At 70.0% G+C, this 25,422-nt stretch carries 23 protein-coding genes; 5 read left to right on the top strand and 18 right to left on the bottom strand.

The window, feature by feature from the left end; translation table 11 throughout:
• Positions 1-38 precede the first annotated feature (38 nt).
• From H5399_RS10295 to H5399_RS10310, 4 genes are all read right to left on the bottom strand, one after another.
• Positions 39-1,292, bottom strand: coding sequence for an APC family permease (locus H5399_RS10295; RefSeq protein ID WP_370585739.1), 1,254 nt, complete (start codon positions 1,290-1,292; stop codon positions 39-41).
• Entirely contained in the window at positions 1,265-1,723 is a 459-nt protein-coding gene (gene ybeY, locus H5399_RS10300) for an rRNA maturation RNase YbeY (protein ID WP_182782939.1), read from the bottom strand. The genes H5399_RS10295 and ybeY overlap by 28 nt, the downstream gene beginning before the upstream one ends.
• Complete coding sequence (locus H5399_RS10305) at positions 1,720-2,739, bottom strand: PhoH family protein (RefSeq protein WP_182782940.1); 1,020 nt, start codon at positions 2,737-2,739, stop codon at positions 1,720-1,722. The genes ybeY and H5399_RS10305 overlap by 4 nt, the downstream gene beginning before the upstream one ends.
• Before the next feature lie 220 nt (positions 2,740-2,959).
• Complete coding sequence (locus tag H5399_RS10310; protein WP_182782941.1) at positions 2,960-3,394, bottom strand: DUF5709 domain-containing protein; 435 nt, start codon at positions 3,392-3,394, stop codon at positions 2,960-2,962.
• A gap of 118 nt (positions 3,395-3,512) precedes the next feature.
• Between H5399_RS10310 and H5399_RS10315 the strand changes: the two genes are divergently transcribed.
• Entirely contained in the window at positions 3,513-4,235 is a 723-nt protein-coding gene (locus H5399_RS10315) for a queuosine precursor transporter (protein ID WP_370585740.1), read from the top strand.
• Here H5399_RS10315 and tgt read toward each other — a convergent pair.
• From tgt to hrcA, 4 genes are read right to left on the bottom strand one after another with little or no spacing between them, the layout of a single operon-like run.
• A complete protein-coding gene (tgt, locus tag H5399_RS10320; protein WP_182782942.1) occupies positions 4,217-5,440 on the bottom strand; it encodes a tRNA guanosine(34) transglycosylase Tgt in 1,224 nt (407 codons plus the stop codon). The genes H5399_RS10315 and tgt overlap by 19 nt on opposite strands.
• Positions 5,437-6,171: a 16S rRNA (uracil(1498)-N(3))-methyltransferase gene (locus H5399_RS10325; protein ID WP_182782943.1), complete on the bottom strand. Its 735-nt coding sequence runs from the start codon at positions 6,169-6,171 to the stop codon at positions 5,437-5,439. Before H5399_RS10325 ends, tgt begins: the two co-directional genes overlap by 4 nt.
• Positions 6,168-7,328, bottom strand: a complete 1,161-nt coding sequence (gene dnaJ / locus H5399_RS10330) for a molecular chaperone DnaJ (protein ID WP_182782944.1) — start codon at positions 7,326-7,328, stop codon at positions 6,168-6,170. The genes H5399_RS10325 and dnaJ overlap by 4 nt, the downstream gene beginning before the upstream one ends.
• Positions 7,329-7,359: 31 nt before the next feature.
• Positions 7,360-8,364, bottom strand: a complete 1,005-nt coding sequence (hrcA, locus tag H5399_RS10335) for a heat-inducible transcriptional repressor HrcA (RefSeq protein ID WP_182782945.1) — start codon at positions 8,362-8,364, stop codon at positions 7,360-7,362.
• A 64-nt stretch (positions 8,365-8,428) separates the two neighbouring features.
• On the opposite strand from hrcA, the gene H5399_RS10340 reads away from it, so the two are divergent.
• Positions 8,429-9,199, top strand: a complete 771-nt coding sequence (locus H5399_RS10340; protein WP_182782946.1) for an MBL fold metallo-hydrolase — start codon at positions 8,429-8,431, stop codon at positions 9,197-9,199.
• 13 nt (positions 9,200-9,212) lie between these two features.
• Here H5399_RS10340 and H5399_RS10345 read toward each other — a convergent pair whose 3' ends face one another.
• The 7 genes from H5399_RS10345 to hemW form a co-directional block, all read right to left on the bottom strand.
• A complete protein-coding gene (locus H5399_RS10345) occupies positions 9,213-9,992 on the bottom strand; it encodes an inositol monophosphatase (protein ID WP_182782947.1) in 780 nt (259 codons plus the stop codon).
• A gap of 28 nt (positions 9,993-10,020) precedes the next feature.
• On the bottom strand, positions 10,021-10,866 hold the full coding sequence (locus H5399_RS10350) for a DUF3097 family protein (RefSeq protein ID WP_182782948.1): 846 nt from the start codon (positions 10,864-10,866) through the stop codon (positions 10,021-10,023).
• A gap of 14 nt (positions 10,867-10,880) precedes the next feature.
• Positions 10,881-11,693, bottom strand: a complete 813-nt coding sequence (locus H5399_RS10355) for a hypothetical protein (protein WP_182782949.1) — start codon at positions 11,691-11,693, stop codon at positions 10,881-10,883.
• The gene (locus H5399_RS10360; protein WP_182782950.1) at positions 11,690-12,391 is read right to left on the bottom strand and encodes an ABC transporter ATP-binding protein; all 702 of its coding nucleotides are present in this window, start codon (positions 12,389-12,391) and stop codon (positions 11,690-11,692) included. Before H5399_RS10360 ends, H5399_RS10355 begins: the two co-directional genes overlap by 4 nt.
• On the bottom strand, positions 12,388-12,765 hold the full coding sequence (locus tag H5399_RS10365; RefSeq protein ID WP_182782951.1) for a GntR family transcriptional regulator: 378 nt from the start codon (positions 12,763-12,765) through the stop codon (positions 12,388-12,390). Before H5399_RS10365 ends, H5399_RS10360 begins: the two co-directional genes overlap by 4 nt.
• A gap of 82 nt (positions 12,766-12,847) precedes the next feature.
• A complete protein-coding gene (locus H5399_RS10370) occupies positions 12,848-13,408 on the bottom strand; it encodes a CDP-alcohol phosphatidyltransferase family protein (RefSeq protein ID WP_182782952.1) in 561 nt (186 codons plus the stop codon).
• A gap of 40 nt (positions 13,409-13,448) precedes the next feature.
• Positions 13,449-14,639 (bottom strand): radical SAM family heme chaperone HemW, encoded by a 1,191-nt coding sequence (gene hemW, locus H5399_RS10375; RefSeq protein WP_182782953.1) that lies wholly within the window; start codon positions 14,637-14,639, stop codon positions 13,449-13,451.
• Positions 14,640-14,661: 22 nt separating this feature from the next.
• Between hemW and H5399_RS10380 the strand changes: the two genes are divergently transcribed.
• Positions 14,662-17,145 (top strand): glycoside hydrolase family 31 protein, encoded by a 2,484-nt coding sequence (locus tag H5399_RS10380; protein WP_182782954.1) that lies wholly within the window; start codon positions 14,662-14,664, stop codon positions 17,143-17,145.
• Between the two features lie 66 nt (positions 17,146-17,211).
• Positions 17,212-19,698: an ATP-dependent helicase HrpB gene (hrpB, locus tag H5399_RS10385; RefSeq protein WP_182782955.1), complete on the top strand. Its 2,487-nt coding sequence runs from the start codon at positions 17,212-17,214 to the stop codon at positions 19,696-19,698.
• 4 nt (positions 19,699-19,702) lie between these two features.
• On the opposite strand, the gene lepA is transcribed toward hrpB, so the two are convergent.
• Complete coding sequence (gene lepA / locus H5399_RS10390; protein WP_182782956.1) at positions 19,703-21,532, bottom strand: translation elongation factor 4; 1,830 nt, start codon at positions 21,530-21,532, stop codon at positions 19,703-19,705.
• A 174-nt stretch (positions 21,533-21,706) separates the two neighbouring features.
• Between lepA and rpsT the strand changes: the two genes are divergently transcribed.
• Positions 21,707-21,967, top strand: coding sequence for a 30S ribosomal protein S20 (gene rpsT, locus H5399_RS10395; RefSeq protein WP_182783118.1), 261 nt, complete (start codon positions 21,707-21,709; stop codon positions 21,965-21,967).
• 69 nt (positions 21,968-22,036) lie between these two features.
• On the opposite strand, the gene holA is transcribed toward rpsT, so the two are convergent.
• A complete protein-coding gene (gene holA / locus H5399_RS10400; RefSeq protein ID WP_182782957.1) occupies positions 22,037-23,005 on the bottom strand; it encodes a DNA polymerase III subunit delta in 969 nt (322 codons plus the stop codon).
• A 55-nt stretch (positions 23,006-23,060) separates the two neighbouring features.
• The gene (locus H5399_RS10405; RefSeq protein WP_182782958.1) at positions 23,061-25,403 is read right to left on the bottom strand and encodes a ComEC/Rec2 family competence protein; all 2,343 of its coding nucleotides are present in this window, start codon (positions 25,401-25,403) and stop codon (positions 23,061-23,063) included.
• Between the last annotated feature and the right edge of the window lie 19 nt (positions 25,404-25,422).

Consider the following 25,422-nt stretch of genomic DNA (forward strand, 5'->3'; position numbering starts at 1 on the left):
TCAACTCGCTCGGGTCGGGGATGCTGTGCGCCGCGAGTCTATCGCAGCCTGGACACGGTCACGAGGCGCCAGGCGGCCCCTGCGCCGAGCACCAGGAGTCCGCCGACGATCGACTGCCACGGCAGCGCCATCACCAGGATCAGGCACAGCACCGCGCCGAGGACCTGCCAGACCCGGGCATAGCGCCGCTCGGCCGGCGCCTGCGTGAAAGCGGCGGCGTTGGCGACGAAGTAGTAGAGCAGGACACCGAAGGATGAGAAGCCGATGGCTCCGCGCAGGTCTGCGACCAGCAGGATCGCGGTCAGCGCCGCGCCGATCGTCAGCTCGATCCTGTGCGGCACCAGGGTGCGGGGATGGGTGTGGTCGAAGAACCGGGGCAGATCCCCCTCCCGCGACATCGCGAGCCACGTCCGCCCGATCCCCGACAACAGGCCCAGCAGCGCGCCGCCCACCGCCGCGACTGCGCCGACCTGCAGCGCAGCCAGCGCGACGGGGTGGCCGCCCACCAGCAGCGCCAGCGGTGCCGTGGACGCGGCGAGGGCCTCATCGCCCACGAGCAGCAGCAGGCTCACCCCGACGAGGGCGTAGAGCACGAGCACGATCAGCAGCGCCGTGACGATGGCCCGACCGATGGTGCGGCGTGGGTCGCGGACCTCTTCGCCCATGGTCGCCACCCGGGCGTAGCCGGCGAAGGCGAAGAACAGCAGGCCCGCGGATTGGAGGACGCCGTACCAGCCGGAGGCCCCACTTGGCAGGGTGACCAGGGCCCCGGTGGGGCCGGAGGATTCAGCCCACCCCAGGGCCAACGTCAGGCTGAGCGAGAGGAGGGCGAGCCCGGCCAACACCAGTGCAGCCTTCGCCGTCCGGGTGACGCCGAGCAGGTTGACGCCCACCATCAGCCACACAGCTCCGATCGCCACCGGCACCCGCCACACGTCAGGGGCCAGGTAGGCGGCCATGGTCATCGCCATCGCCGCTACCGACGCCGTCTTGCCGACCACGAAGCTCCACCCGGCCAGGAAGCCGGGCCACTCCCCCAGCCGCTCACGCCCGTACAGGTAGGTGCCGCCGGCTGACGGGTACTGCGCAGCCAACTGAGCCGAGGACGTCGCGTTGAGCCACGCCACCACGGCCGCGAGCACAAGCCCGAGGAGCAGGGCGCCGCCTGCGGCGCGCGCCGCTGGAGCCCACACCGCGAAGACCCCCGCCCCCACCATGGATGCCACACCGATCGCGATGGCGTCGGTCAGGCCGAGGCTGCGCCTCAGCTGCGACCGCGGGCCTGATCCCACGCTGCGATGATCCTGTCGTTGAGTCCGAACATGAGGGCCTTCTCCTCCGGCTCGGCGTGGTCGTGGCCGAGCAGATGCAGCAGGCCGTGGATGAGCAGGTACTCGGCCTCACCGTCGACGCTGCGCCCGTTGTCCGGCGCCTGACGGGCCGTCACCTGGGGGCAGAGCACGATGTCGCCGAGCAGGCCCATCGGCGGCTCCTCGTCGTCCTCGGGTGCCCGCAGCTCGTCCATGGGGAAGCTCATCACATCGGTGGGGCCGGGCAGGTCCATGAACCGCTCGTGGTAGTCCGCCATGGTGGTCTCGTCGACGAGGAGGATCGACAACTCGGCCTGGGGGTGGATCCGCAGCTTGTCCAGCGCGAAGCGTGCCAGCTCGATGAGCCCCAGCTCATCGGCCTCGACGCCGGACTCGTTGTTGAGATCGATCACTTGGCACCCCGGTTCTCCGCGGACAGACTCTCGAACTGATCGTAGGCGGCCACGATCTTGCCCACCAGCTTGTGGCGCACGACGTCGCGGCTGGTCAGTGTGCAGAACTCGATGTCGTCGACGCCGTCGAGCACCTGCATCACCCCGCGCAGACCGCTCTTCACGCCCCCCGAGAGGTCGATCTGGGTGATGTCGCCCGTCACCACCACCTTGGACCCGAAGCCGAGCCTGGTGAGGAACATCTTCATCTGTTCCATGGACGTGTTCTGCGCCTCGTCAAGAATGATGAAGGCGTCGTTGAGGGTGCGGCCGCGCATGTAGGCGAGCGGCGCCACCTCGACGGTGCCCGACGTGAGCAGCTTCGGCACCGAGTCGGCGTCGACCATGTCGTGGAGTGCGTCGTACAGCGGCCGCAGATAGGGGTCGATCTTGTCGTTGAGGGTGCCGGGCAGGAATCCGAGGCGCTCCCCCGCCTCGATCGCCGGCCGGGTCAGGATGATCCGGCTCACTTCCTTCGCCTGCAGCGCCTGGACGGCCTTGGCCATAGCCAGGTACGTCTTACCCGTGCCAGCGGGCCCGATACCGAAGACAACGGTGTGGCGGTCGATCGCGTCCACGTAGCGCTTCTGGTTGAGCGTCTTCGGCCGGACGGTCTTACCGCGCGAGGACACGATGTTCTGGGTGAGGATCTCCGCGGCAAGCGCGTGGGGGTCGTCGGCCATCTGGATGACCCGCTCCACGGTCTCAGCGGTGAGTCCCTGTCCCGTGCGCAGAATGGTGACCAGTTCGGTGATCACCTCGGCGGCCTTGGCGACTTCGTTGGACGGGCCGGACAGGGTGATCTGAGTTCCGCGGACGTGCAGGTCCGCGTCGAGCTCGTCCTCGAGGATGCGGAGGAAGTCGTCGCGGGGGCCCAGCAGATTGACCAGGTCAATCGAGGGGGGAACCGACACGGTGCGGATGGCGTGCTGCTGGTCCAACGAGTGCGTGTTCAGGGCGTGATCCTTGTCTGACATGCGATCGGCGTGTCCCGCCGAACAGCCTTCAGTCTAGGGAACCACTGATCAATGCTGTTCTCGGTGAGGACGTGCCGGGCGGGATGAGATGGTGCCACTACAGCTGGTGCGTGTACTTGACGTCCATATCCAGATGGAGGGGTGCCAGATCGCCCGATCCGGTACACCGCAGCCAGGACATGATTGCTCAGTGGTTTCCCTGGGCGCGCCGTCGGATACTTCAGCGCTCCAGGAGCGAGAGGTCGTCCTCGTCCTCCGAGATGATGTGCATCGCCGCCTCCTCGGCGCTGGCGGCGCCGCCCCCGAATCCGACGTCCACGCCCAGCGTGTGCTCAGTACCGCCTCCGGCCTGCACCGCCATCAGGCGACCTGCCCGGGCTGCGCCAACCTCGCGGGGCTCGTGGGTGGGGTTCCAGTCGTCTTCGGCTGGGGCAGGCTCTGGCTCCTCCTGCTTCATCCGCATCTCGAGAGTCTCACCGCGGTGCATCTCCTCAGGTGTGTTGCCGAAGCCCTGCGCTGGAGACCACTTCTCCGGGGTGACGTAGCCCTCGTCCAGGACGTCCTCTACCCCGCGGTCAATCAGCGAATCGGCGGGCTGCAACTGGTCGAGCTGCTCGGACTCGTCGGGCATGTACTCCATTGCAATGTCGTCCATAAATGAATCTTGCCACCCTGCGGGACCCCCCGCGGCGTAACGCGCAGGCTCCCGGGGAACTCGCCTGGACCTCGCTGAAGGCTCCGGAGCACCGGCACCAGCGGCGTATAATGCGGCGGTGCAGCAGACCCAGGACGCCCCACCATCCGGAGCCGACGTGAGGTTCGCCGAGCGTCCTCGCGGGGTGTTTGACGTTGTCGTGGGCCTGTTTGTGGCGCTCCTGCTGATCAGCAACGTCTCGGCGGTCAAGCTGATCCAGTTCGGACCGGAGTGGACCCCGTTCGGGATCCCGGTGCTGCCCCTCATCACGGACGGCGGCGCGTTCCTCTTCCCCCTCACCTACGTCCTGGGCGACGTCCTCGCAGAGGTCTACGGCCTGAAGGGCGCCCGGCGGGCCATCGTCCTCGGTTTCGCGGTCTCGATACTGGCGTCGGTCACGTTCCTCGCCGTGGGCGCCGCACCCGCGGCCGCCGAGTGGCCCAACCAGGAGGCCTTCACCGCGGTGCTGGGGTTCGTGCCGCGCATCGTCGCGGCGAGCCTGCTGGGATACCTGGCCGGCCAGTTCCTCAACGCCTGGGTCCTGGTGGCCATGAAGCGCCGCTCCCACGACGGATCGTTGTGGGCCCGGCTGCTGGGCTCCACCGTGGTGGGCGAGGCGGCCGACACCGTCATCTTCTGTGTGGTCGCGTTCGCCGGGGTGGTGAGCGGCGCCACCCTGCTCAACTACATCGCGGTGGGCTACCTCTACAAGGTGCTGGTCGAGGCGCTCTTCCTGCCGGTGACCTACCGGGTGATCGCGATGGTGAAGAGACGCGAGCCGAGCTACGGCCGATTGGCGTAGAACCGGCCTAGACTTTCCTCCCGGAAGGCGTGGAAGTCCCCTGACTGCAGCGCCTCGCGCATCCGGTCCACCAGACGCACCGTGAATCTCTCGTTGTGGATCGTGGCCAGCGTGGCCGACAGCATCTCCTTGCCCTTGAACAGGTGGTGCAGGTAGGCGCGGGTGTAGTGGGTGCAGGTGTAGCAGTCGCATCCGTCCTCCAGCGGTTCGAAGGAGCGGCGGTGCCGGGCGGTGTTGACGTTGTAGCGGCCATCGGCGGTGTAGATGGCGGCGTTGCGCGCGACACGTGAGGGGTTCACGCAGTCGAACGTGTCTGCGCCCCGCTCTACTGCGGCGAACAGGTCGTCGGGCTCGGAGATGCCCAGGAGGTGTCGAGGCTTGTCCTCCGGCAGCTCCTCCACCATCCATCCGATCGTGGCGCCCAGGTTCTCCTTCTCCAAGGCACCGCCCAGGCCGAAGCCGTCGAACGACTGCCCGTCCACGTCCAGGTCGGCGAGGTCGCGCGCGGCCCGGCGACGTAGATCCTCGTACTGCGCCCCCTGGATCACCCCGAAGAGGGCCTGGTACGGCCTGCCTTCGCGCTCGAGCGTGAGCCGCCGATGCTCCGCGAGGCAGCGCACTGCCCAGCTGTGCGTCCGCTCAACCGAGGACTCCTGGTAGGCGCGCGTGTTCATCAGCGTGGTCAACTCGTCGAAGGCGAACATGACGTCCGCGCCGAGCTGGTGCTGAATGCGCATCGATGCCTCCGGCGTGAACCGGTGCCGGGTGCCGTCGAGGTGGGACTTGAAGGTGACGCCGTCGTCGTCGACATGCGCCATCCGCGTCTTCCCCTCGGCGATGACGTCGTCGTCGGCCAGCCCGGTGGTGTCCATCGCCAGCACCTTCTTGAAGCCCGCCCCGAGGCTCATCACCTGGAACCCGCCAGAGTCCGTAAAGGTGGGCCCCGGCCAGTTCATGAAGCGGCCCAGCCCGCCGGCCTCGTCGATCAAGTCCGAGCCCGGCTGCAGGTAGAGGTGGTAGGCGTTGGCCAGTACCGCCTGCGCGCCCAGGCCGGCCACCGCCTCCGGCAACACGGACTTCACGGTGGCCTTGGTGCCCACCACCACGAACGCCGGGGTCTGGATCTGCCCGTGTGGGGTGTGGATGACGCCCGTGCGACCCCCCGCATCCTCGAGCCGCTCGCCGACCTCGAATGAGAAGCTCACGGGCGCCTGGCCAGCACATCCAGCTGGCCGAGCGCCACGGCGGCCGCCGTCGAGGTCCTCAGGACGCCGTCGCTGATGGTGACCAGCTGCGCGCCGGCCGCCACGAACCGGTCGAGTTCCTCGGGCGCGATGCCGCCCTCGGGCCCGACGATCACCAGGCCGGTGCCCTCCTCGGGGAGTTCGACGTCTGCGATGTGCTGGGACGCGTCCTCCTGCAGGACCAGCGCCACGTCAACGCCGGCGATGGCGCCCACGACGTCCGCAGTGGACACCGCCAACACCTCGGGCACGAACATCCGCCGTGATTGCTTGGCCGCCTCGCGGGCCGTGGCTCGCCACTTGTCCAGCGACTTGTCCGCCCGATCGCCCTGCCAGCGCACGATGGAGCGGGCGGACTGCCACGCCAGGATCTCGCGGGCGCCCAGCTCCGTGGCCATCTGCACCGCGAGGTCGCTGCGGTCCCCCTTGGCCAGTGCCTGCACCACGCCCCAGACGAGCGACGGCGAAGGGGCCGCGATGACCTCGAGGATCCTGGCCACCAGTTGGCGCCGGTCCGCCTCGATCACCTCGGCCCGAACCCCGATCCCGCGGCCGTCGGACAGCAGGACGTTCTCCCCCACCGCGACGCGCTTGACCGCGACGGCGTGGTGAGCCTCATCCCCCGTCACGACGACCAGCTCACCTGGTGACAGGTCGCCCGTGAACTCGGCGAGGAAGAGGGGGTCGGTCACGAGAACCACTCGGAGAGCTTGCCGAACACTCCCTTGTGCCCCTTCGCCGCGATGGCCTCCGGGACCGATTCGTCGCGCTCCTCAGCGAGGAGGCGCAGCAGCTCGCGCTGCCGGTCATCGAGCTTGGTGGGGGTCTGGACCAGCAGTGTGACGCCCAGGTCCCCGCGGCCGCCGCCGCGCAGTCTCGGAACCCCGCGCCCCTTGATCCCGATCCGGGTGCCCGCCTGCGTCCCGGCCGGGACCTCGACGGACACGGTGCGGTCCTCTACCGCGGACTGGTCCCAGTCGGCCTCGAGAGTCGCGACGTCCACCGTGGTCCCCAGCGCGGCCGCGGTCATCGGGAGCCTGACCACCACCTCCAGGTTGTCGCCCTCGCGGCGGAACGTCTCGTGGGGCAGCACGGACAGCTCCACGTAAAGGTCTCCGGCAGGTCCGCCGCCCGGGCCCACCTCGCCCTGCCCCTCCAGGTGGATGCGGATGCCCGTGGACACGCCGGCGGGAATCCGGACCTGCAGCGTCCGCGTGGTGCGCACCCGTCCCTCGCCGGAGCACTCACCGCACGGACGCGGGATGACCGTGCCGTATCCGCGGCAGGTGGGGCAGGCCTGGGCGGTGCGGATGTCGCCGAGGAAGCTGCGCTGGATCTGGCTGACCTCGCCCGCGCCGTCGCACGTGGTGCAGGTCACCGGCTCCGAGCCGGGCTCGCCGCCCGCGCCGCTGCACTTGGGGCACACCACGGCGGTGTCCACCTTGAGAGGCTTCGTCACGCCGAAGACCGCCTCGTGCAGTTGGAGGGAAACCCTCACCAGCGCGTCCTGGCCTTGACGGACGCGGGATCGGGGGCCACGCCCCCCTGCCGCGCCGAACATGGCGTCGACCAGATTGGAGAAGTCGAACCCCCCGGCGAACCCGCCGCCGAAGCCGGAGAAGCCGGCGCCCTGGCTCATCGGGTCGCCGCCCCGATCGAACACGGCGCGCTTGTTGGGGTCGCTCAGGACCTCGTAGGCCTCGTTGAGTTCTTTGAACTTCTCGGCCGCGCCCTCTTCCTGGGCGACGTCGGGGTGCACCTTCATGGCGCGGCGGCGGTAGGCCTTCTTGATGGCCTCGGGGGTTGCGTCCCGCTCGACGCCAAGGATGTCGTAGTAGTCCTTGCTCATATCTTCTTGCTTCAGCCTTCGGGTGGGGGATCTAGCCTTCGTTGAGGAATCTGCTCACGTACCGCGACACTGCTCGCACCGCGGAAATATGGGACGCGTAGTCCATGCGGGTGGGTCCGACCACGCCGAGGCTGGCGGAGCGCTCCACGCCGTAGCCGGACGCGATGAGGCTGCTGCCCCGGAATCCCTCGGCGGTGTTCTCTTCGCCGATGCGCACCGTCACGTCGTCGCCCGCCGCCTCGCCCAGGAGTCGCATGAGCACCACCTGCTCCTCCAGCGCCTCCAGCAGTGGGCGCAGGTTGGTCTCGAACGCCTGGCTTGAGGCGAGGTTGGGCAGCCCGGCCACCACAACGTGCGCGGCCGGCTCGGCGGCGATGGCCTCCAGGACCGCGGCGACCACCGGGCCCGCGAACGGCCTGTCATCGGGTGCGACTCCCTCCAGCATGGCGGCCAGGGCCCCGGCCGCATCCGCCGGCGTCCGTCCGACAATGGCCTCGGCGATCCGGTTCCGCAACGCCTGCAGCCGGCCCTCGTCCGTGAGCGGAGTCTCCAACATGGTCTGATCAACGCGCCCCGAGGATTGGACCACGATGACCATCAGGCGCTCGGGCGTCAGGAGCAGCAGCTCGACGTGGCGCACCTGGGTGCGCTGCGCCACCGGATACTGCACGATGGCCACCTGGCGGGTCAGCTGGGCCAGCAGCCGGACGGTGCGCATGACCAGATCGTCGACGTCGGCGGTGCCGTTGAGATAGGTGGTGATGGCGCTGCGCTCAGCGGGCGACAGCGGCTTGATGTGGGCGAGCCTGTCCACGAAGAGCCGATAGCCCTTGTCGGTGGGGATGCGGCCGGCGCTGGTGTGGGGCTGCATGATGTAGCCCTCCTCCTCCAGCACGGCCATGTCGTTGCGGACCGTGGCGGCGGAGACGTCCAGCTTGTGGCGTTCAACCAGCGCCTTGGAGCCGACCGGCTCGCGGCTGGCCACATAGTCGGTCACGATGGCCTTCAACACGTCCAGTTTGCGGTCGTCGAGCATGTCACCTCCCAGCTGGCACTCATAGACGGCGAGTGCCAGTGTAGCTGCATCTATGCTGGCTGCCATGACGCTGATCTGGACCCCCGTGACTCCCCGCGTGTACGTGACCACGCTCGATCAGCACCGGGTCAACGTGGGACTCATCGTCGGTGATGACGCGGCACTCCTCATCGATGCCGGTAACACAGCCGCCGAGGGCGCCGAGCTGCTGGCCTCGGCCACCGCGCTGGCGGGTGTCCCGGTGACGCATGTGGCGCTGACGCACGGCCACCACGATCACGTCGGCGGCCTCCCAGGCATGTCGGGTGTCCAGGTGGTCGCGCACGAGGACCTGGACGACCCCGGGGTGACACGGAGGTTCTCGATGGCCCTGGCGCTGCACCTCGGCGGACAACGGGTGGAGCTGCTGCACTTCGGCGAGGCGCACACCCGCGCGGACATCGTGGCGTTCGTCCCGGAGGCGAACGTGGTGTTCGTCGGGGATCTCCTGGAGGAGGGCGCGGACCCGCAGATCGACGAGTCCACCTCGCTTGCCAACTGGCCCACCGTCCTCGACGGCGTACTCGGCGCCAGCAGCTCCCTCACCAGGTTCGTTCCCGGCCACGGGGCGGTGGTGGACCGCGAGTTCGCCTTCGTGCAGCGGGCGGAGATCGCGATGCTCTACAGCTCGTGCGAGATGCTCATCCAGCAGGGTGTGCGGGCGGAAGAGGCCGCCACCGCCGTCGAGTGGCCCTTCGGCCCGGAGACTCTTGCCCTCGCCCTGCCCAAGGCCTACGCCGAGTTGGCGGCCAAGGGTGTGGAGCCGAAACGGCAGCTGCCCATCCTCAACCTGTGATCTGATCCTGTGGTCAGCTCTGGTGAACGGGCCACGTCTCCAGAGCGGTCTGCCAGGTGTCGGCATCCCGCGCCACGATCAGCCCCCCGCTCCGTGTCTGGAGGCCGTAGTCCACGCCGTCGACCGTTCTGCTCACGCCCCCGGACTCGGTGACCATGAGCGACCCCGCGAGATGGTCCCACGGGTGCAGGGTGGAGTACACGAGGAAGTCCACGTCACCATGCAGCACCATCGGGTAGTCGAATGCGCAACACCAGGCGCTCCGGGTGACGGGGCTGAGGCGTCCAGCTGCCGTGAACCCGTGCAGAGCACGTTTGGCCGTCGCCCCTAGTGGGAGGCGCCCGTTGGGGGTCCGCGCGATGGGGGCGCCGTTGAGCGCGGCGCCTGCGCCGTGCTCGGCCACGTAGGCGCGGCCGGTCTGCGGCTGATAGATCCAGCCACGGGTGGTGACCCCGTTGCGCACCTCCGCCAGCATCACGCCGTACTCGTCGCGTCCTGAGACGAAGTTGCGCGTGCCGTCGATGGGATCGATGAGGAACGCGTGCTCTGCCCCGTGGACACCGTCGAGCAGGCTCGGGTCGGCGAACACGCCCTCCTCTCCGACGATGACTGCCGATGGGTAGACGCCACGGAGGAGCCCACTCAGATACACCTCGGCTTCGCGGTCCGCCACGGTGACGAAGTCTCCGGGATTTTTCTCCTCGACGTCACCGGCGGCCAGCTGCCGGAAGCGCGGAACCACCACCTCTGAGGCCGTTTCCTTCAGCAGGTCCAGGATGCCTTGGGTGTCCATGGGACTCACCCTATCGGCGTGTGGGCGATCACTCGTCTTCGAGATGGTCCTGGGTGACGAAGTCGATGAGAGTCTCCACCTTGGTGAGCAGCTGGGGCTCCAGGTCGCGCCAGGAGGCCACGCGCGCGAGGATGGCCTGCCAGCCGCGCGACACGTCGGCCTGATCCTCGTGTGGCAGCCCCATCGCCTTCAGGGTGCCCTTCTTGAAGTCCACATCCCTGGGCACCTGGGGCCAGGACTTCAACCCGACGCGCTGGGGCCGGACCGCCTGCCAGATGTCGATGAACTCGTGCCCCTCGACCAGCACCGTGTCACGGTAGCCGGCCGTGTAGACCTGCTTCGCGATCCGGGATTCCTTGCTGCCCGACACGAGATGGTCGACGAGGATGCCGAGCCGCCGCCCCGGCTCGGGAGCGAATTCAGCAACAATCCCGGGGAGATCGTCGATGCCCCCCAGGAACTCGACGACGACGCCGACGTGACGCAGGTCCTCGCCCCACACCTTCTCGATCAGCTCCGCGTCGTGGCGACCCTCGACGTAGATGCGGCTGGGCAGCGCCACCTTCGCCTTCACCGGTTCGGCGGAGGCTCGCGAGCCCGAGGCCGTGTACCTGGGCTTCGACGGACCGCCCCGAAGCCGGGGCTTGAGCGCGACGGGTTGGCCCTCGAGCAGGAACCCCGGGCCGAACGGTGCCGAGCGTCGCTTACCCTTCCGGTCCTCCAGCACCACCAGGCCGTTCTCCCAGCCGACGACGGCGCCGCAGAAGTCGTCGAACTCGACCACCTGGTCGAGCTCGACGGCCACGTCGCGGGTCTGCTTCAGGTGGGCCTTCTGCCATCCGGGGGTGAGCACGTCCTTCGAGTATCTGTCCACGGGGCGCGAGGCTATCAGCGCAACTCCGCCTTCTTGGCGAACGACACCGACCCCCACACGATGGCCGCGAACGCCACCGCGAAGATGCCGAGGAACACCCCGACCGGCACGATGTTATTCGAGTCCATGGTGAGGATGTCCGGCAGCACGTCGGTCCGGACGCGCAGGGCACCGTCGAGGTAGGTCACCTGCAGCGGGATGAACGCGCCGAGCAGGCCCGCCAGCTGGCAGGCGACGTAGAAGAGGAACCACACCAGCACCGGGCCGCCGAGCCCCAGCTTGTTGCTCCACGACTCGCTGCCCACCGAGGCGGCGAAGAAGTACGACGCCAACCACTGCAGCGGGAGCAGCATCAGCAGAGCGACGACTAGGACGACGGCCCACCCGGGGGTGCCGGTGATGACGTCCCACCCCCTGGCGAGGGAGCGGTTGAGATCGGCCACCGTGCTGCCTCCGGTCACCGCAAAGCTGATGGCGCAGATGTACAGGAGGCCCAGACCCACCAGGACGGAGAGCAGGCTCAGCGCGTAGGCGTGGGCCAGCTTGACCCAGTAGATCGTGGTGCCCTTCACCGGGAGTGCGCGCGTGAGGTAGCCGGTCTTCGAGTAGGAGGAGCGGTAGAACTCGATCCCGAGCGAGATCGGCACCAGGGCAGGCACGGCCACCGCGCCGACGGCGCTGAGCACGGCGAAGAGGATGTTGAGCGGGGCGGGGAGGACGACGGCCAGCAGCGTGGAGAGGCCCGTGATGGCCAGGCCGGCCAGGACGATGAGGCAGAACCAGCGCAGCGTGCGGCGGGCCTCGTGCTTGAAGAGTGTGGCGATCATGAGCGGTAGACCTCCCGGAACAGCTGGTCGATGGACTGGTTGCGCTCGGCCCTGAGGTCGTCGACGTCTCCCGTGAGCAGGATCTTGCCGTGGCGCATGAGCGCGACGGCGTCGAGGACGGGCTCGAGGTCGTGGATGAGGTGGGTGGAGATGACCACCAGCGCGTCCTCGGGGAGGTCGCGCACGATGGCCTCGAGCAGCACGTCGCGGGCGGCGGGGTCGACGCCGGAGATGGGCTCGTCGAGCAGGAACACCTTCGCGTCGCGCGACATGGCCAGGGCGATCTGCACCTTCTCGCGCATGCCCTTGGAGAGGGTGTTCAGCTTGCGGGCGGGGTCGAGGCGGAAGAACTCCAGCAGGCTTCGGCACTTGGCCTCGTTGAAGTCGGCGAAGAAGTCGCCGAAGATGCCGATGCAGGCCTCGATGGTGTCGCCGTCGGCGAGGAAGCTCGAGTCGGGCAGGAAGCTGAGCATCGACTTCGTCTCGGGGCCGATGGGCCTGCCGTGCACGAGCACCTCGCCTTCATACTGGGTGAGGGCGCCGGCGAGGATCTTCAGCAGCGTGGTCTTCCCGCTTCCGTTCTCGCCGAGCAGGCCGACGATCTGGCCGCCGCCGAGCGTGAGCGACAGGTCGTTGAGCGCGGGCATCGGCCCGAACTTCTTGGTCAGGTGGGCGATGTGGATCGCCGGTGCGGTCATGATTGGGTTCCTTCCTGGCTGGCCGACCAGCGTCGGCCGAGGAGAGTGCGGGCGTCGTCGAGGCTCATGCCCAGACCCTGCGCCCGCCTTGCGTAGTCGGTGGCGGCGTCGGCGGCCAGGGCCAGCCGCGCCTCGGTGATCAACCCCGCGTCGTCGGTGACGAACCGGCCGGCGGTTCGCTCCGGGTGGCTGAGGCCGAGGCGGTCGAGTTCGGCCAGGGCCCGTTGGACGGTGTTGGGGTTGACCTTGAGCTCGCCCGCCAGGTCCCGGACGCCGGGGATGCGCTGCCCCGCCCTCCACTCGCCGACGACGATGCGGCGGGTGAACTCGGCCTGCAGCTGGATCCAGATCGGGCTGCTGGTGTCGAAGTCCATGTCCACCTCCTCATGTGTCGTTGTATTAGTTGCTTAATACACTAACACAAGGAGGGGCCTGGGAGAAGTGCACGGTGGCGGATCAGTGGCCGCGTCGCTCGTGGAAGGCGATGTCGCGGCCGAAGGAGAAGACGAGCAGGGCAAGCGCCACCGCGATCACGGCTTGTCCCACCCAGAGCGGTAGGAACGGCGCCAGAGCCGTCACCAGCGCCACGGCCTGAAGCGCGGCGATGATCCGTCGCGACTGACGGAAGGGCAGCGGCAGGAGCCAGGCCGGACGGATGAGCCCGCCGAGCCAGAACAGGTAGCGGGCCAATCCGATGCCCAGGGCCCAGGGCGCCCAGGGGAACACCGCGATGCTGAGGACCAGCAGCACGGCCGAGTCCGCCTCCGTGTCCCACCGAGAGCCGCGCGCGGTGACAGTGCCGGTCCGGCGGGCGACTGGTCCGTCCACGGCGTCGAGCACGACGGTGGGTAGGGCAAGCAGGAACAGCGCCCAGCCACGGTCCGGGAGCAGGCCGAGGTGGGTGAGCACCACCAGGACGGCGCAGCCGACGCCGAGGGCGGCACGCGTCAGCGTGACCTTGTCGGCCGGTGTCAGGCGCAGCCCCGCCCGCTCAGCCACGGGCGTCGGCGTGCTCATCGCCCGAGCGTAGCGTTGCGGAAGCCGGTGTGAGCCAACCTCAGTCGAGCAGGCCGAGGATCACGCCGTCGGCCAGCAGGCGGCCGGGTCGGGTCAGACGCAGCCGCAGGCCGTCGCGGGTGGCCAGCCCCTGCGCCACCACGCCGTCGACCCTCGCCAACTCCGACGGCGTCAGCACCCCGAGCGGCAGGCCGTCGGCCAGGCGGAGCTCCAGGAGGACTCGCTCGATCCGCCGGTCGTCGTCGCTCAGGACCTCGCGCGCCAGGGCCGGAGATTCCCCCGCCGCCAGCGAGGCGGCATAGCTGCGCGGATGCTTCCGGTTCCAGAACCGCACCCCGCCGATGTGGGAGTGCGCGCCGGGCCCGATGCCCCACCAGTCCGCGCCCCGCCAGTAGGCCAGATTGTGCCGGCACTCACCGCCCGCCCTGGCCCAATTGCTCACCTCGTAGTTCGCGAAGCCGAGCGCACCCAGGGTCTCGTCGGCCACCAGGTACTTGTCGGCCAGGTCGTCGTCATCGGGCATCGCCACCTGCCCGCGCTTGACCTGCATCCCCAATCGGGTGCCCTCCTCGACGATGAGCGAGTAGGCGCTGACGTGGTCGACGGGGGTGGACGTCACCGCGTCGAGGCTCGCCCGCCAGTCGTCCATCGACTCGCCGGGGGTGCCGTAGATGAGGTCGAGCGAGACGTGCTCGAAGCCCTCCTCGCTCGCCCAGCGCGCAGCGTCGAGTCCGCGGCGGGGGGTGTGCACGCGCTCCAGCACCCGCAGCACGTGCGGCACCACCGACTGCAGGCCCAGCGAGAGCCGCGTGAACCCGCCCCCGCGGAGCGCCGCCAGGTACTCCGGGGTCAACGTGTCGGGGTTGCCCTCCGTGGTCACCTCGGCGTCGGGCGCGAGCTCGAAGCGCTCCCCGATCGCCCGGAGCAGCCCGATCAACTGCTCGGCGGGCAGCATCGTCGGGGTGCCGCCGCCGAAGAACACCGTCTCCACCCGGCGCGGCCCGAGCACGCGGGCGGCGAGATCGAGCTCGGCGACGGCGGCCCCCAGGTAGGTGTCCGGCGACAGGTCGCCCAGCTCGCTCGGGGTGTAGGTGTTGAAATCACAGTATCCGCAGCGGGTGCGGCAGAACGGCACGTGCACGTACAGCGAGAAGGGCACATCGCCTGCCAGCGCGGCCTCGGGGAGGGAACCGTCGACCGGGGCCGGGTCGCCGTCTGGGAGCTGTGCCATACCGGCAACCATAATGGGCCCCATGACTTCGACGGATCCAACGCTTCGCCAGGCCACCCCGGACGACTACCGCGGGGCGCATTCGACGCCCCGTGAGGGCTCGACGATCACCGGTGACCGCTATCGGATCACGGTGCTCACCGACGGGCTGCTCCGATTCGAGTGGTCGACCTCCGGCGAGTTCGAGGACCGCCCGACCACGCTGGCGATCTTCCGCGATCAGCCCACGCCAGAGTTCGAGGTGGTGCGCACAGAGCGGGGCCTGCGCATCCAGACGTCTCGTTTCGACCTCAGCTACGACGAACAGGCACCCACCGCCGCCGGGCTGCAGGTGCAGGTGCGCGGCAAGGTGACCGCCCACCAGTCGGTCTGGCGCTACGGCGACCAGTCGACGCTGCCCGCGTGGCACCAGCAACCCGACTTCCAGCAGCGCGTGCCCGCGCGCGGCAACCTCGGCGGCACCGCCCGCACGTTGGACGAGGCCAACGGGCCCGTGCCGCTCGAGCCGGGCGTGCTGTCGGAGCGCGGGTTCGCCGTCGTGGACGACTCCGAGTCGATGCTCTTCACCGCCGACGGCTGGGTCGAGGCCCGCGAGCGGCGCGGCCGGGCGGAGTATGAGGACCTCTACGTCTTCGCGTTCGGGCACGACTTCGCCGCCGCCCTCGCCGACTTCCACCGCCTCTCCGGCACCCAGCCGGTGCTGCCGCGCTGGGCGCTCGGCAACTGGTGGAGCCGCTACCACCGCTACACCGCCGACTCCTACCTCGAGCTGATGGACCGGTTCGAGGCCGAACGGATCCCGTTCAGCGTCGCCGTCTTGGACATGGACTGGCACCTGACCGACGTCGACCCACGCTTCGGCGCCGGCTGGACCGGGTACACCTGGAACCGCGAGCTGTTCCCCGACCCCGAGTCCTTCCTCGCAGAGCTCCACCGCCGCGGCATGCGCACCACCCTCAACGTGCACCCCGCCGACGGCATCCAGCCGCACGAGGACGCCTACCCGGCCATGGCCGAGGCGATGGGCATCGACCCGTCCACCGAGCTCTCGGTGCGCTTCGACGCCGCAGACCGCACGTTCATGGAGAAGTACTTCTCGCTCGTCCACCACCCCCTGGAGGACGAGGGCGTCGACTTCTGGTGGCTCGACTGGCAGTCGGGCCCCCACTCACGGGTGCCGGGCATCGACCCGCTGTGGGTGCTCAACCACACCCACTTCCTCGACAACGCCCGCGGCGGCCGCACCCCGCTCACCTTCTCCCGCTACGCCGGGCCCGGCTCGCACCGCTACCCGGTGGGGTTCTCCGGCGACACGCACATCACGTGGGAGTCGCTGCAGTTCCAGCCCTACTTCACCGCCACCGCCGCCAACATCGGCTACGGATGGTGGAGCCACGACGTGGGCGGCCACATGTTCGGCTACCGCGACGACGAGCTGATGGCGCGGTGGACCCAACTGGGCACCTTCTCCCCCATCCTCCGCCTCCACTCCTCCAACTCGCCCTACGCGGGCAAGGAGCCGTGGCTCTACGCGGAGCCGCACCGGACCGCCATCGCCGAGGCACTCCGGCTGCGCAACCGCCTGGTGCCCTACCTGCACACCATGAACCGCACCCAGAGCCAGGCCGGGGCCTCGCTCGTGCGCCCGCTGTACCACGTGCACGGGCAGATCGAGGCGCGCCAGTTCCCCAACGTCTTCTATGTCGGCACCGAGCTCCTGGTGGCCCCGATCACCGAGCCCGCTGATCGCGAGACGCGGATGGGGGCTGCCGCCGCGTGGCTGCCCCCGGGCCTGTGGTTCGACCTGCAGACGGGCTACCGCTACGACGGCGACCGCCGGATCCAGCTCCACCGCGACGCCACCGGCATCCCGGCGCTCCTCCGCGCAGGGGGCATCGTGCCGATGGCCACCGACGACCTGCAACCCGCCGAGGCCAACCCGGAGGCGCTCACCGTCGTCGTGGCGGCCGGCGCGGACGGCAGCTTCGAGTTGATCGAGGACGACGGCGCCGGCGCCCTGGCGACGACGCGGATCTCCATCGGGGATGGCGAGCTGCGCGTCGAGCCGGCCGAAGGCGCCGTCGACGCGCTCCCCGCCACCCGCGACTGGACGTTGATCCTGCTCGGCTTCGACGACGTGCACGAGCCACATCTCGACGGCGCCGGCCAGGTGACCGAAGCCGCACGGCTCGACGGCGCGCGCCAGCTCCTGCGCGTCGCGGGCGTGCCGCGGGAGGCGGGCTTCGCCGTGCGCGCCGAGGGCCTGCGCGGCCTGGGCTCCAACCCGGTGCTGGAGCGCGTGGAGTCGTTCCTCCAGCAGTCGCAGATCGGCTTCTCCCTCAAGGAGGCCATCGCCTCGCGGGTGCGGGAGGGCGGCATCGCCACGCTGTCTGAGCTTCCGGCGCTCCGCGTGAACTCCCCCTCCGGCCTCGAGGAGCCCCACGCCCGCGCCTCGGCCCCCGTGATCGGCGCCCTCACCGAGCTCCTCCTGGCCAGCCGCGACTGATCCCGGCGCATCCACCCCGCCCTCAGTGTCCCCCCGGGGCTGCGCCCGGCACGGCACAATGGGGCGATGCCCACCCTCGCCCAGCTCGCAGCCGACGGCGCGGGCCTGCCGTTCGCGGCGGCCGCCGACGCCCTGGCTGACGCCGTCCGCACACGGGGCGTCGCGGTGGTCGAGGCGCCACCAGGCACCGGCAAGACCACGCTGGGGCCGCCCATCGTCGCGGGGCTGGTCGACGGGCGGGTCGTGGTCACCCAGCCTCGCCGCGTGGCGGCCCGCGCCGCCGCCCGCCGCCTGGCCTCCCTCACCGGCACCACCCTCGCGGAGCTGATCGGCTTCACGGTCCGCGGGGAGCGCGCCGTCGGCCCGGGCACCCGGATCGAGATGGTGACCCCAGGCGTGCTGCTCCACAGACTCCTGCGCGACCCCTCCCTGGAGGGCGTGGGCGCCGTCATCCTCGACGAGGTGCACGAACGCGGCCTCGACACCGACCTGCTCGTCGGCCTCATCGCCGAGGTGCGCGAGATCAGGCCAGACCTGGCCGTGGTGGCGATGTCGGCCACCGTCGACGCCGCCGGGTTCGCGGCCCTGCTGGGCGGCGGCGAGCCCGCGCCCATCGTGGGCGTGCCGGCCGTGCTCCACCCGCTCGAGTCCCGCTGGGCGCCGGGCCCGTCCCCCCTCGACGCGCGCGGCGTCACTCGCTCCTTCCTCGAGCACGTGGCCGCCACCACCGACGCGGCCTTCCGGGAGCGGCCGGGTGACGGCGACGTCCTGGTCTTCCTGCCCGGGGTCCGCGAGGTGCGCCACGTGGCCGCCGCCCTCCGCTCCGACGCCGAGGTGCTCGAGCTCCACGGGCAGTTGACCCCCAGGGAGCAGGACCGCGCCGTCGCAGGCCGCTCGCCCGGAGACCGCCCGAGGATCGTGGTGGCCACCAACCTCGCCGAGTCCTCGCTGACGGTGGGCGGCGTCCGCGCGGTGGTGGACGCCGGGCTCTCCCGCGAGCCGCGCCGCGACTCCGGGCGTGGCATGTCCGGGTTGGTCACCGTGCGCGCCTCCCGATCGTCGGTGGAGCAGCGCGCCGGCCGCGCCGCGCGTCAGGGCCCGGGGGTGGTCTGGCGCTGCTACGACGAACGTACCTACAGCGCGCTCCGTGCACAGGTGACGCCCGAGTCGCAGACCGGCGACCTCACCGGCGCACTCCTCTCCCTGGCCGCGTGGGGAGCCCCCCGAGGCGAGGGCCTGGCCCTCCCCAGCCCGCTGCCGCCTGGGTCGGTCCGCGACGACGAGGCCGTGCTGCGCTGGTTGGAGGCCGTCGACGACGACGGACGCATCACCGCCCACGGCCGCCGCCTGGCCGAGGTCCCCGCCTCACCTCGGTGGGCCAGGGCCCTGCTCGACGGGGCCCCGGCCGTCGGCAGCGCGGTGGCGGCCGGGATGGTGGCCGCCATCGAGCTGGACGTCGACGGCGACCTGGCCGGCGAGCTGCGGGCACTGCGAGCCGGCACCCATCCGCAGACGAAGCGCTGGCGCGCGGAGGCGGCCCGGCTGGAGCGGCTCGCGCCCGATGAGGCCGGCGTAGGCGCGCCGCCCGGAGCCGTCGTGGCCCTCGCCTACCCCGAACGCGTGGCCAGGAGCACCGGCGAGGTCTACCTGCTGGCCTCGGGCACCCGCGCCGGAGCACCGCCCGCGTTGGCCGGCCACGAGTGGCTCGCGGTCGCCGAGGTCACCCGCGCGGTAGGGACGGCCGCCGGGGGCACCGGGGCCATGATCCGCTCCGCGGCCCCCATCGACGAGGCGACTGCCAAGCGGTTCGCCGCGCCGCTGCTGGTCAACGAGGTGCGCGGTCAGCTCTCCGGCAGCAGGCTGCGGGCGCGCCGGGTGACCGCGCTGGGGGCCATCGAGCTGACGTCCACCCCCGTGCCCGCCTCGGAACTCGGCGCCGCCGCCGTCGAGGGCGTCGTCCGCTCCGAGGGCCTGGGCGTGATCGGCTGGTCGGACTCGGCCGATGCGCTCCGCCGTCGGCTCGCGTTCCTCCACCGCCACGTCGGTGAACCATGGCCGGACGTCTCAGACGAGGCGCTGCTCGCCCGGCTGGATGAGTGGCTCGCGCCCGAGTTGGCGAGGGCCGCTCAGACCGGGAACCTCGGCGGTATCTCGCTCACCGCACCGCTCAGGCGGCTGGTGCCCTGGCAGGTGGCGACCAAGCTCGACGAGCTCGCGCCCGAGCGCCTCGCGGTGCCCAGCGGATCACACGTCAGGCTCGCCTACCCCGCGCACGACCACGACGGCCGGGTGGTCTGCGCGGTGAAACTGCAGGAGTGCTTCGGGCTGGACCGCTCCCCCACTGTGGCCGACGGCCGGGTGCCGGTGCAGTTCCACCTGCTCTCCCCCGCCGGGCGGCCGCTGGCCGTCACCGACGACCTCGCGTCCTTCTGGTCCGGCCCCTATGCCGGGGTCCGCTCGGAGATGCGGGGCCGCTACCCCAAGCACCCGTGGCCGGAGGACCCGTGGACGGCTCAGGCCACCGCGCGCACGAAGCGACGGATGGAGCGGTAGGGAACTACTTCTTCGGCGCCTCGGTGGTCGACAACGCGGCGACGAATGCCTCCTGCGGCACCTCGACACGGCCGACCATCTTCATCCGCTTCTTGCCCTCCTTCTGCTTCTCCAGCAGCTTGCGCTTGCGGGAGATGTCGCCGCCGTAACACTTGGCGAGCACGTCCTTGCGGATGGCGCGGATGGTCTCCCGCGCGATCACCCGGGAACCGATCGCGGCCTGGATGGGCACCTCGAACTGCTGGCGCGGGATGAGCTCCTTCAGCTTCGAGGCCATCAGCAGCCCGTAGGAGTACGCCTTGTCCTTGTGCACGATCGCGGAGAAGGCATCGACCGGGTCGCCGTGCAGGAGGATGTCGACCTTGACGAGATCCGAGGTCTCCTCGCCGTCGGGCTCGTAGTCCAGCGACGCGTAGCCCTTCGTGCGCGACTTCAGCGCGTCGAAGAAGTCGAAGATGATCTCGCCCAGTGGCAGCGTGTAGCGGATCTCGACCCGGTCTTCGCTGAGGTAGTCCAGACCACGCTGGATACCGCGGCGGGTCTGGCACAGCTCGAGGATGGTGCCGATGTACTCCGCGGGCGCCAGGATGGTGCTGCGCACCACCGGCTCGTACACCTCCGCGATCTTCCCTTCCGGATACTCGGACGGGTTGGTCACGGTGTGCTCGGAGCCGTCCTCCATCACCACCCGGTAGACCACGTTGGGGGCCGTCGAGATCAGGTCGAGGTTGAACTCGCGCTCTAGGCGTTCGCGGACGATCTCCATGTGGAGGAGGCCGAGGAACCCGATGCGGAACCCGAATCCGAGGGCGCTGGAGCTTTCGGGCTCGTAGGTGAGCGCGGCGTCGTTGAGCTGGAGCTTCTCCAGTGCCTCGCGCAGGACGTTGAAGTCGTCGCCGTCGATCGGATACAGCCCTGCGTACACCATGGGGTTGGGGTGGCGGTAGCCCGCGAGAGCCGAGGAGGCGGGACGGGTGTCGAGGGTGACGGTGTCACCAACGCGGGATTGGCGCACATCCTTGACGCCTGTGATGAGGTAGCCGACCTCCCCCACGCCGATGGCATCGGTTTTGACCGGGTCGGGGGCGATGACACCCACCTCCAGGAGGTCGTGGGTGGCCTGGGTGGACATCATCCGGATGCGTTCGCGGTGGCTCAGTTCGCCGTCGATCACGCGGACGTAGGTGACCACGCCACGGTAGGTGTCGTAGACCGAATCGAAGATGAGGGCACGTGCCGGGGCGTCCGGATCACCCTGCGGGGCGGGAACCTGTTCGACGACGGCGTCCAGGAGCAGCGACACGCCCTCGCCCGTCTTCCCTGATACCCGGAGGACCTCGTCGGGATCGCAGCCGATGATCCCGGCGAGTTCGGCGGCGTACTTCTCCGGATTGGCGCCCGGCAGATCGATCTTGTTGAGAACGGGAATGACGTGCAGGTTCGCCTCGAGCGCCAGGTAGAGGTTGGCCAGGGTCTGGGCTTCGATGCCCTGCGCGGCGTCCACCAGCAGGATGGCGCCCTCACAGGCCTGGAGGGACCGGGAGACCTCGTAGGTGAAGTCGACGTGTCCCGGCGTGTCGATCATGTTGAGGACGTGGGTGACGCCGTCCCTGACCCACGGCATCCGCACGGCCTGGGACTTGATGGTGATGCCGCGTTCGCGTTCGATGTCCATCCGGTCCAGGTACTGCGCACGCATCTGCCTGCCTTCGACGACGCCCGTCAACTGCAGCATGCGATCCGCCAGGGTGGACTTGCCATGGTCGATGTGCGCGATGATGGAGAAGTTGCGGATAATCGCCGGGTCGGTCTTGCCGGGGCGCGGAGCGGGCATGCATCTCCTCGTCGATGAACATGGGGACAGGCCATAATCTCACGGATCCGGCGATGGGGCTAAACCCACCTGGCTGGCGGCGATTTTGCTAGCCGCCAGCGCCTCAGGTAACCTTGACCGTCGCGTGTCCCACGCATGACCGAAACCATTATCACCCGTAAAGAGGCTTGCCCAGTGGCGAACATCAAGTCCCAGAAGAAGCGCAACAAGACCAACGAGATCGCGCGTCAGCGCAACAAGGCCGTCAAGTCGGCCCTGCGCACGCACGTCCGCGCCTTCCGCACGGCCGCCACCGAAGGCGACGCCGAGAAGGCCGCTGAGCTCGCCAAGGTCGCGAACCGCGCTCTTGATCGCGCAGTCAGCAAGGGCGTCATCCATTCGAACCAGGCCGCGAACCGCAAGTCGGCCATCTCGTTGGCCGTCGCCTCCCTCTGACGCACCCCGCGTCACCCGCTTCAGCGTCTTGACCGTCGGTCGTCAAGGCGCTGTTTTGCGTCCCCTGTGTCAGTGACGCCGGAGTCGCAGCACTCCCAGCACCATGCGCTCGAGGGCGAAGTCCGCGTTGGTGGCGGCTCCTTTGACCTCACCATCGGCGCGGGCCACGAGGCGGATGGCATCGGCCACGCCACCGGCCTGCCAGAGGCGTGAGTGCTTCGCGTAGTCCTTGAGCTTCCACGGGGGAATGCCCAGCTGACGGGCCAGGTCTCCCTCTGACATGCGCAGACCCTGGGCCTCCAGGTACTTGCCCATTCCGCGCAGTGCGCCCGCGAGCGCGCTGGTGATCAGCACCGGTGCCGCACCTGTGCTCAACGCCCACCTCAGGCGCTCCAGAGCGAGGCTCGGGTTGCCGGCAAGAACGGCGTCCGCCACGGCGAAGCTTGTGACCTCCGCCCGTCCCGCGAAGTAACGCTTCACCAACGCGGCGTCGATCTCGCCGCTGTCCCCGTCCGAGGCGAGCTGCTCCACGGCTGCGGCGAGGCTGCGCAGGTCGTGGCCGACGGCGGCCACCAGCTCCCCCGCCGCGTCCGGTCCGATCCTCACCCCGCGTCGACGTGCCTCGTCGCCGACGAACCTCGGGAGCTCAAATGGTTTGACGGCAGCGACGGTCTCCGTGCGGACCTTGGCCTTCTTGAGCTTGTCGATGAGCCCCTTGCCCTTCATGCCCCCTGGGTGAACCAGGATGAGACACAAATCCTCGGGCGGATTGCTCGCCACCGCCACCAGCTGATCCACGACCGAGGGCGGACAGCCGCCGACGTCCTCAATGACGGCGACGATGTGGGAGGAGAACAGCGAGCCGCCGACCACCTCGGACAGCATCGAGTCCTCCAGCTCTTCGGCCGAGATCTCGTTGACGTCCGCCTCTGGATGCGCGGCAAGCGCGCGGGCCTTGGTCTCCGCGACGAGCCTGTGCGCGAGAAGCGCCTCGGGGCCCGTGATGAGCAGGGCCGTACCCCACGCCGTAGAAGTCACAGCCCTAGCATGCCAGTGGTCCACGACGATGCGCCTCCGGTGTCGACCCCACGGGTCACGTCGTGGCGCCACGCCACCGCCTCACCACAAGAGTGGCGCCCTGCAGTCCCACGGCGACGGAGCCGTCCTGGTCCGTCCGGGCCACCTCCATCCCATGCTCGGCGGCTAGGCGCAGGGTGCTCTGCGCAGGGTGGCCGTAGTCGTTGTCGAGACCCGACGACGCGACGGCCAGTGCGGCACCGGTCGCGGCGAAGAACCGCGGCTCCTGACGGGATGAGCCATGGTGGGGGAGCTTCAGCACGTGGACCTCGAGCCCGACGCCGTGGGCGGCGGCGCTGCGCAAGGCCACGGACTGGCCAGCGGGTTCAACGTCCCCTGCCACCAGTACCCGGAGCCCACGCACCTCGACCGTCCCCACCACGGAGGCGTCGTTCTCGGGTGATCCCTCCCCCTCCGCCTCGGGCTCCAATCCCCCTGCCTGCTCCCAGGCTGAGGCGGTGCGCCACACCACGTCCCCCACAGACAGCTGCTCCCCTGCCCGCGCGGAGCGGACCTCGGCACCCGCCTCCCGGGCGGCTGACAGCAGCCATGCCGGCTGCCGCCCTGCACGGGTGAGTATCAGTCCTGGCCGGTATCGGCGGATCACCTCCTCCGCTCCACCCGTGTGGTCCGCATGCCAGTGCGTGAGGACCAGCAACGGCACTGCCCCTACCCCGAGAGCGGACAGGCAGCCCACGGTGGGGCCAGCGTCCGGACCAGCGTCGACGAGGACGACGGCGCCGGTCTGAGCCGCGAAGACCGTCGCGTCACCCTGCCCCACGTCGCAGAAGACGACCCCCCAGTCACCGGGCCACCCCGGCGGAGTGGGCCGCACCAGGCAGGAGACGAGCAGCACCATCACGACCGACGCCGCCCCCAGAGGCGTCCGGAGCAGGCTCGGCAGAAGCATCGCCAGCGCAGCCACGGCCACCATCACCACCAGCATCCCAGCGGCAGACGCCTCCCAGTCCCAGGCGGCGGAAGGAAGCGCGGCACCGCCCTCTGCGAGCCACAGGATGGGTTGCGCGCACCACCCGGCCAGCCAACCAGGACCGGCTGCCAGTGCGGGAGCCCAGCACAAGAGGGCCGCCGCCAGCCCAAGCACGGTGGTGGGGCCGACGAACGGCCCGGCCAGGGCATTGGTGATCACTCCCACCATGGAGACCTGATCGCTGATTCCGGTGACAATGGGCTGCGTGGCGAGCTGGGCCGCCATCGGCACTGCGATGGCCTCTGCTGCCCACCGCGGCGCCCACCTCGTCAGTGCCCGGACCAGGCTCGGCCCCAGCAACACAATGCCCGCGCAGGCAGTCACCGACAGCGCGAAACCTGCTGATCTGGCCAGCCACGGGTCAAGCCAGGTCAGCGCCAGAATTGCCACGCTCAGGGCGCGCATGCTGCGCCCCCCGGTCCCGACGCCGACGGCGGCCAATGCCACCAGGCCCATCGCTGTGGCGCGGAGCACCGATGGCTCCTGCCCGCACACGAGCACGAACGCCGCCACCCCTCCCACCGCGGCCGCGCGCACCCACCAGCCACGAAGCCCGACCGCTCTGACGGCGGCGAGCACGACCCCCAGCATCAGGGTGAGGTTGGCTCCGGACACCGCCATCAGATGGGTCAGGCCCGTGACCTGGAACTGGTCTCGCATCTCGTCGTCCACGCCCGAGGTGTCGCCAACCACGAGCGAGGGCACCAGTGCGGCCTGCCGCGGCGGCGACTGGGCGACAGCCTCTCGGAGTCCGTGGCGCATGGCCGTGGCCCCCGCATCGAACAGGTGGGGAGCCCGCACCATGTCCAGGAGCTCGCGGAGGCTCAGCACCGCGACGGCAGAATCATCCGGGCGAGGCTCGCCCATCCGCACCCGGGCGAGATACTCCGCCCCCGGCACCGACTCCACCAACGCGGTGCCGTTGCGTCCAGAGGCAAGGACGACGACGGGCACGGCGGCCTCGACGCGGCGGCCACGGGCCTCCACCCAGACCAGCCGGGCCCTGGCCACGACGGCCTCTGCGGTCTGCTGGGGTTCGGCGAGGATCCGGATTCTCACCGTGCCCACGGCACCGGCTTCGGCGAAGGCCGCGACGGGAGAGCTGTGTCGCTGCCAAGCCTGCACCCCGGAGGTCAGTCCGGTGACGGTGAAGACCACGACCACCACGCAGGTCCACATCCGGCCCAGTCGTGCCGCCACAAGGGCAATCAGTCCGAGCCCCACAACCATGGCCAGCAGCGGCCCAGGATCCGGACGCCAGCCGGTGGTGGCGATCCAGGAGGCACTCCAGGCCGCCGCCGCCAGCGGAACCAACCGCCAGTCATGGCCAGCGGCCCGTGGCTGCCCACCCTCATTCCCGACCTGCATGACCCACTCTCGGTAGGAC

The sequence above is a fragment of the Tessaracoccus sp. MC1627 genome, from assembly GCF_014164725.1.
Taxonomy (GTDB): Bacteria; Actinomycetota; Actinomycetes; order Propionibacteriales; family Propionibacteriaceae; genus Arachnia.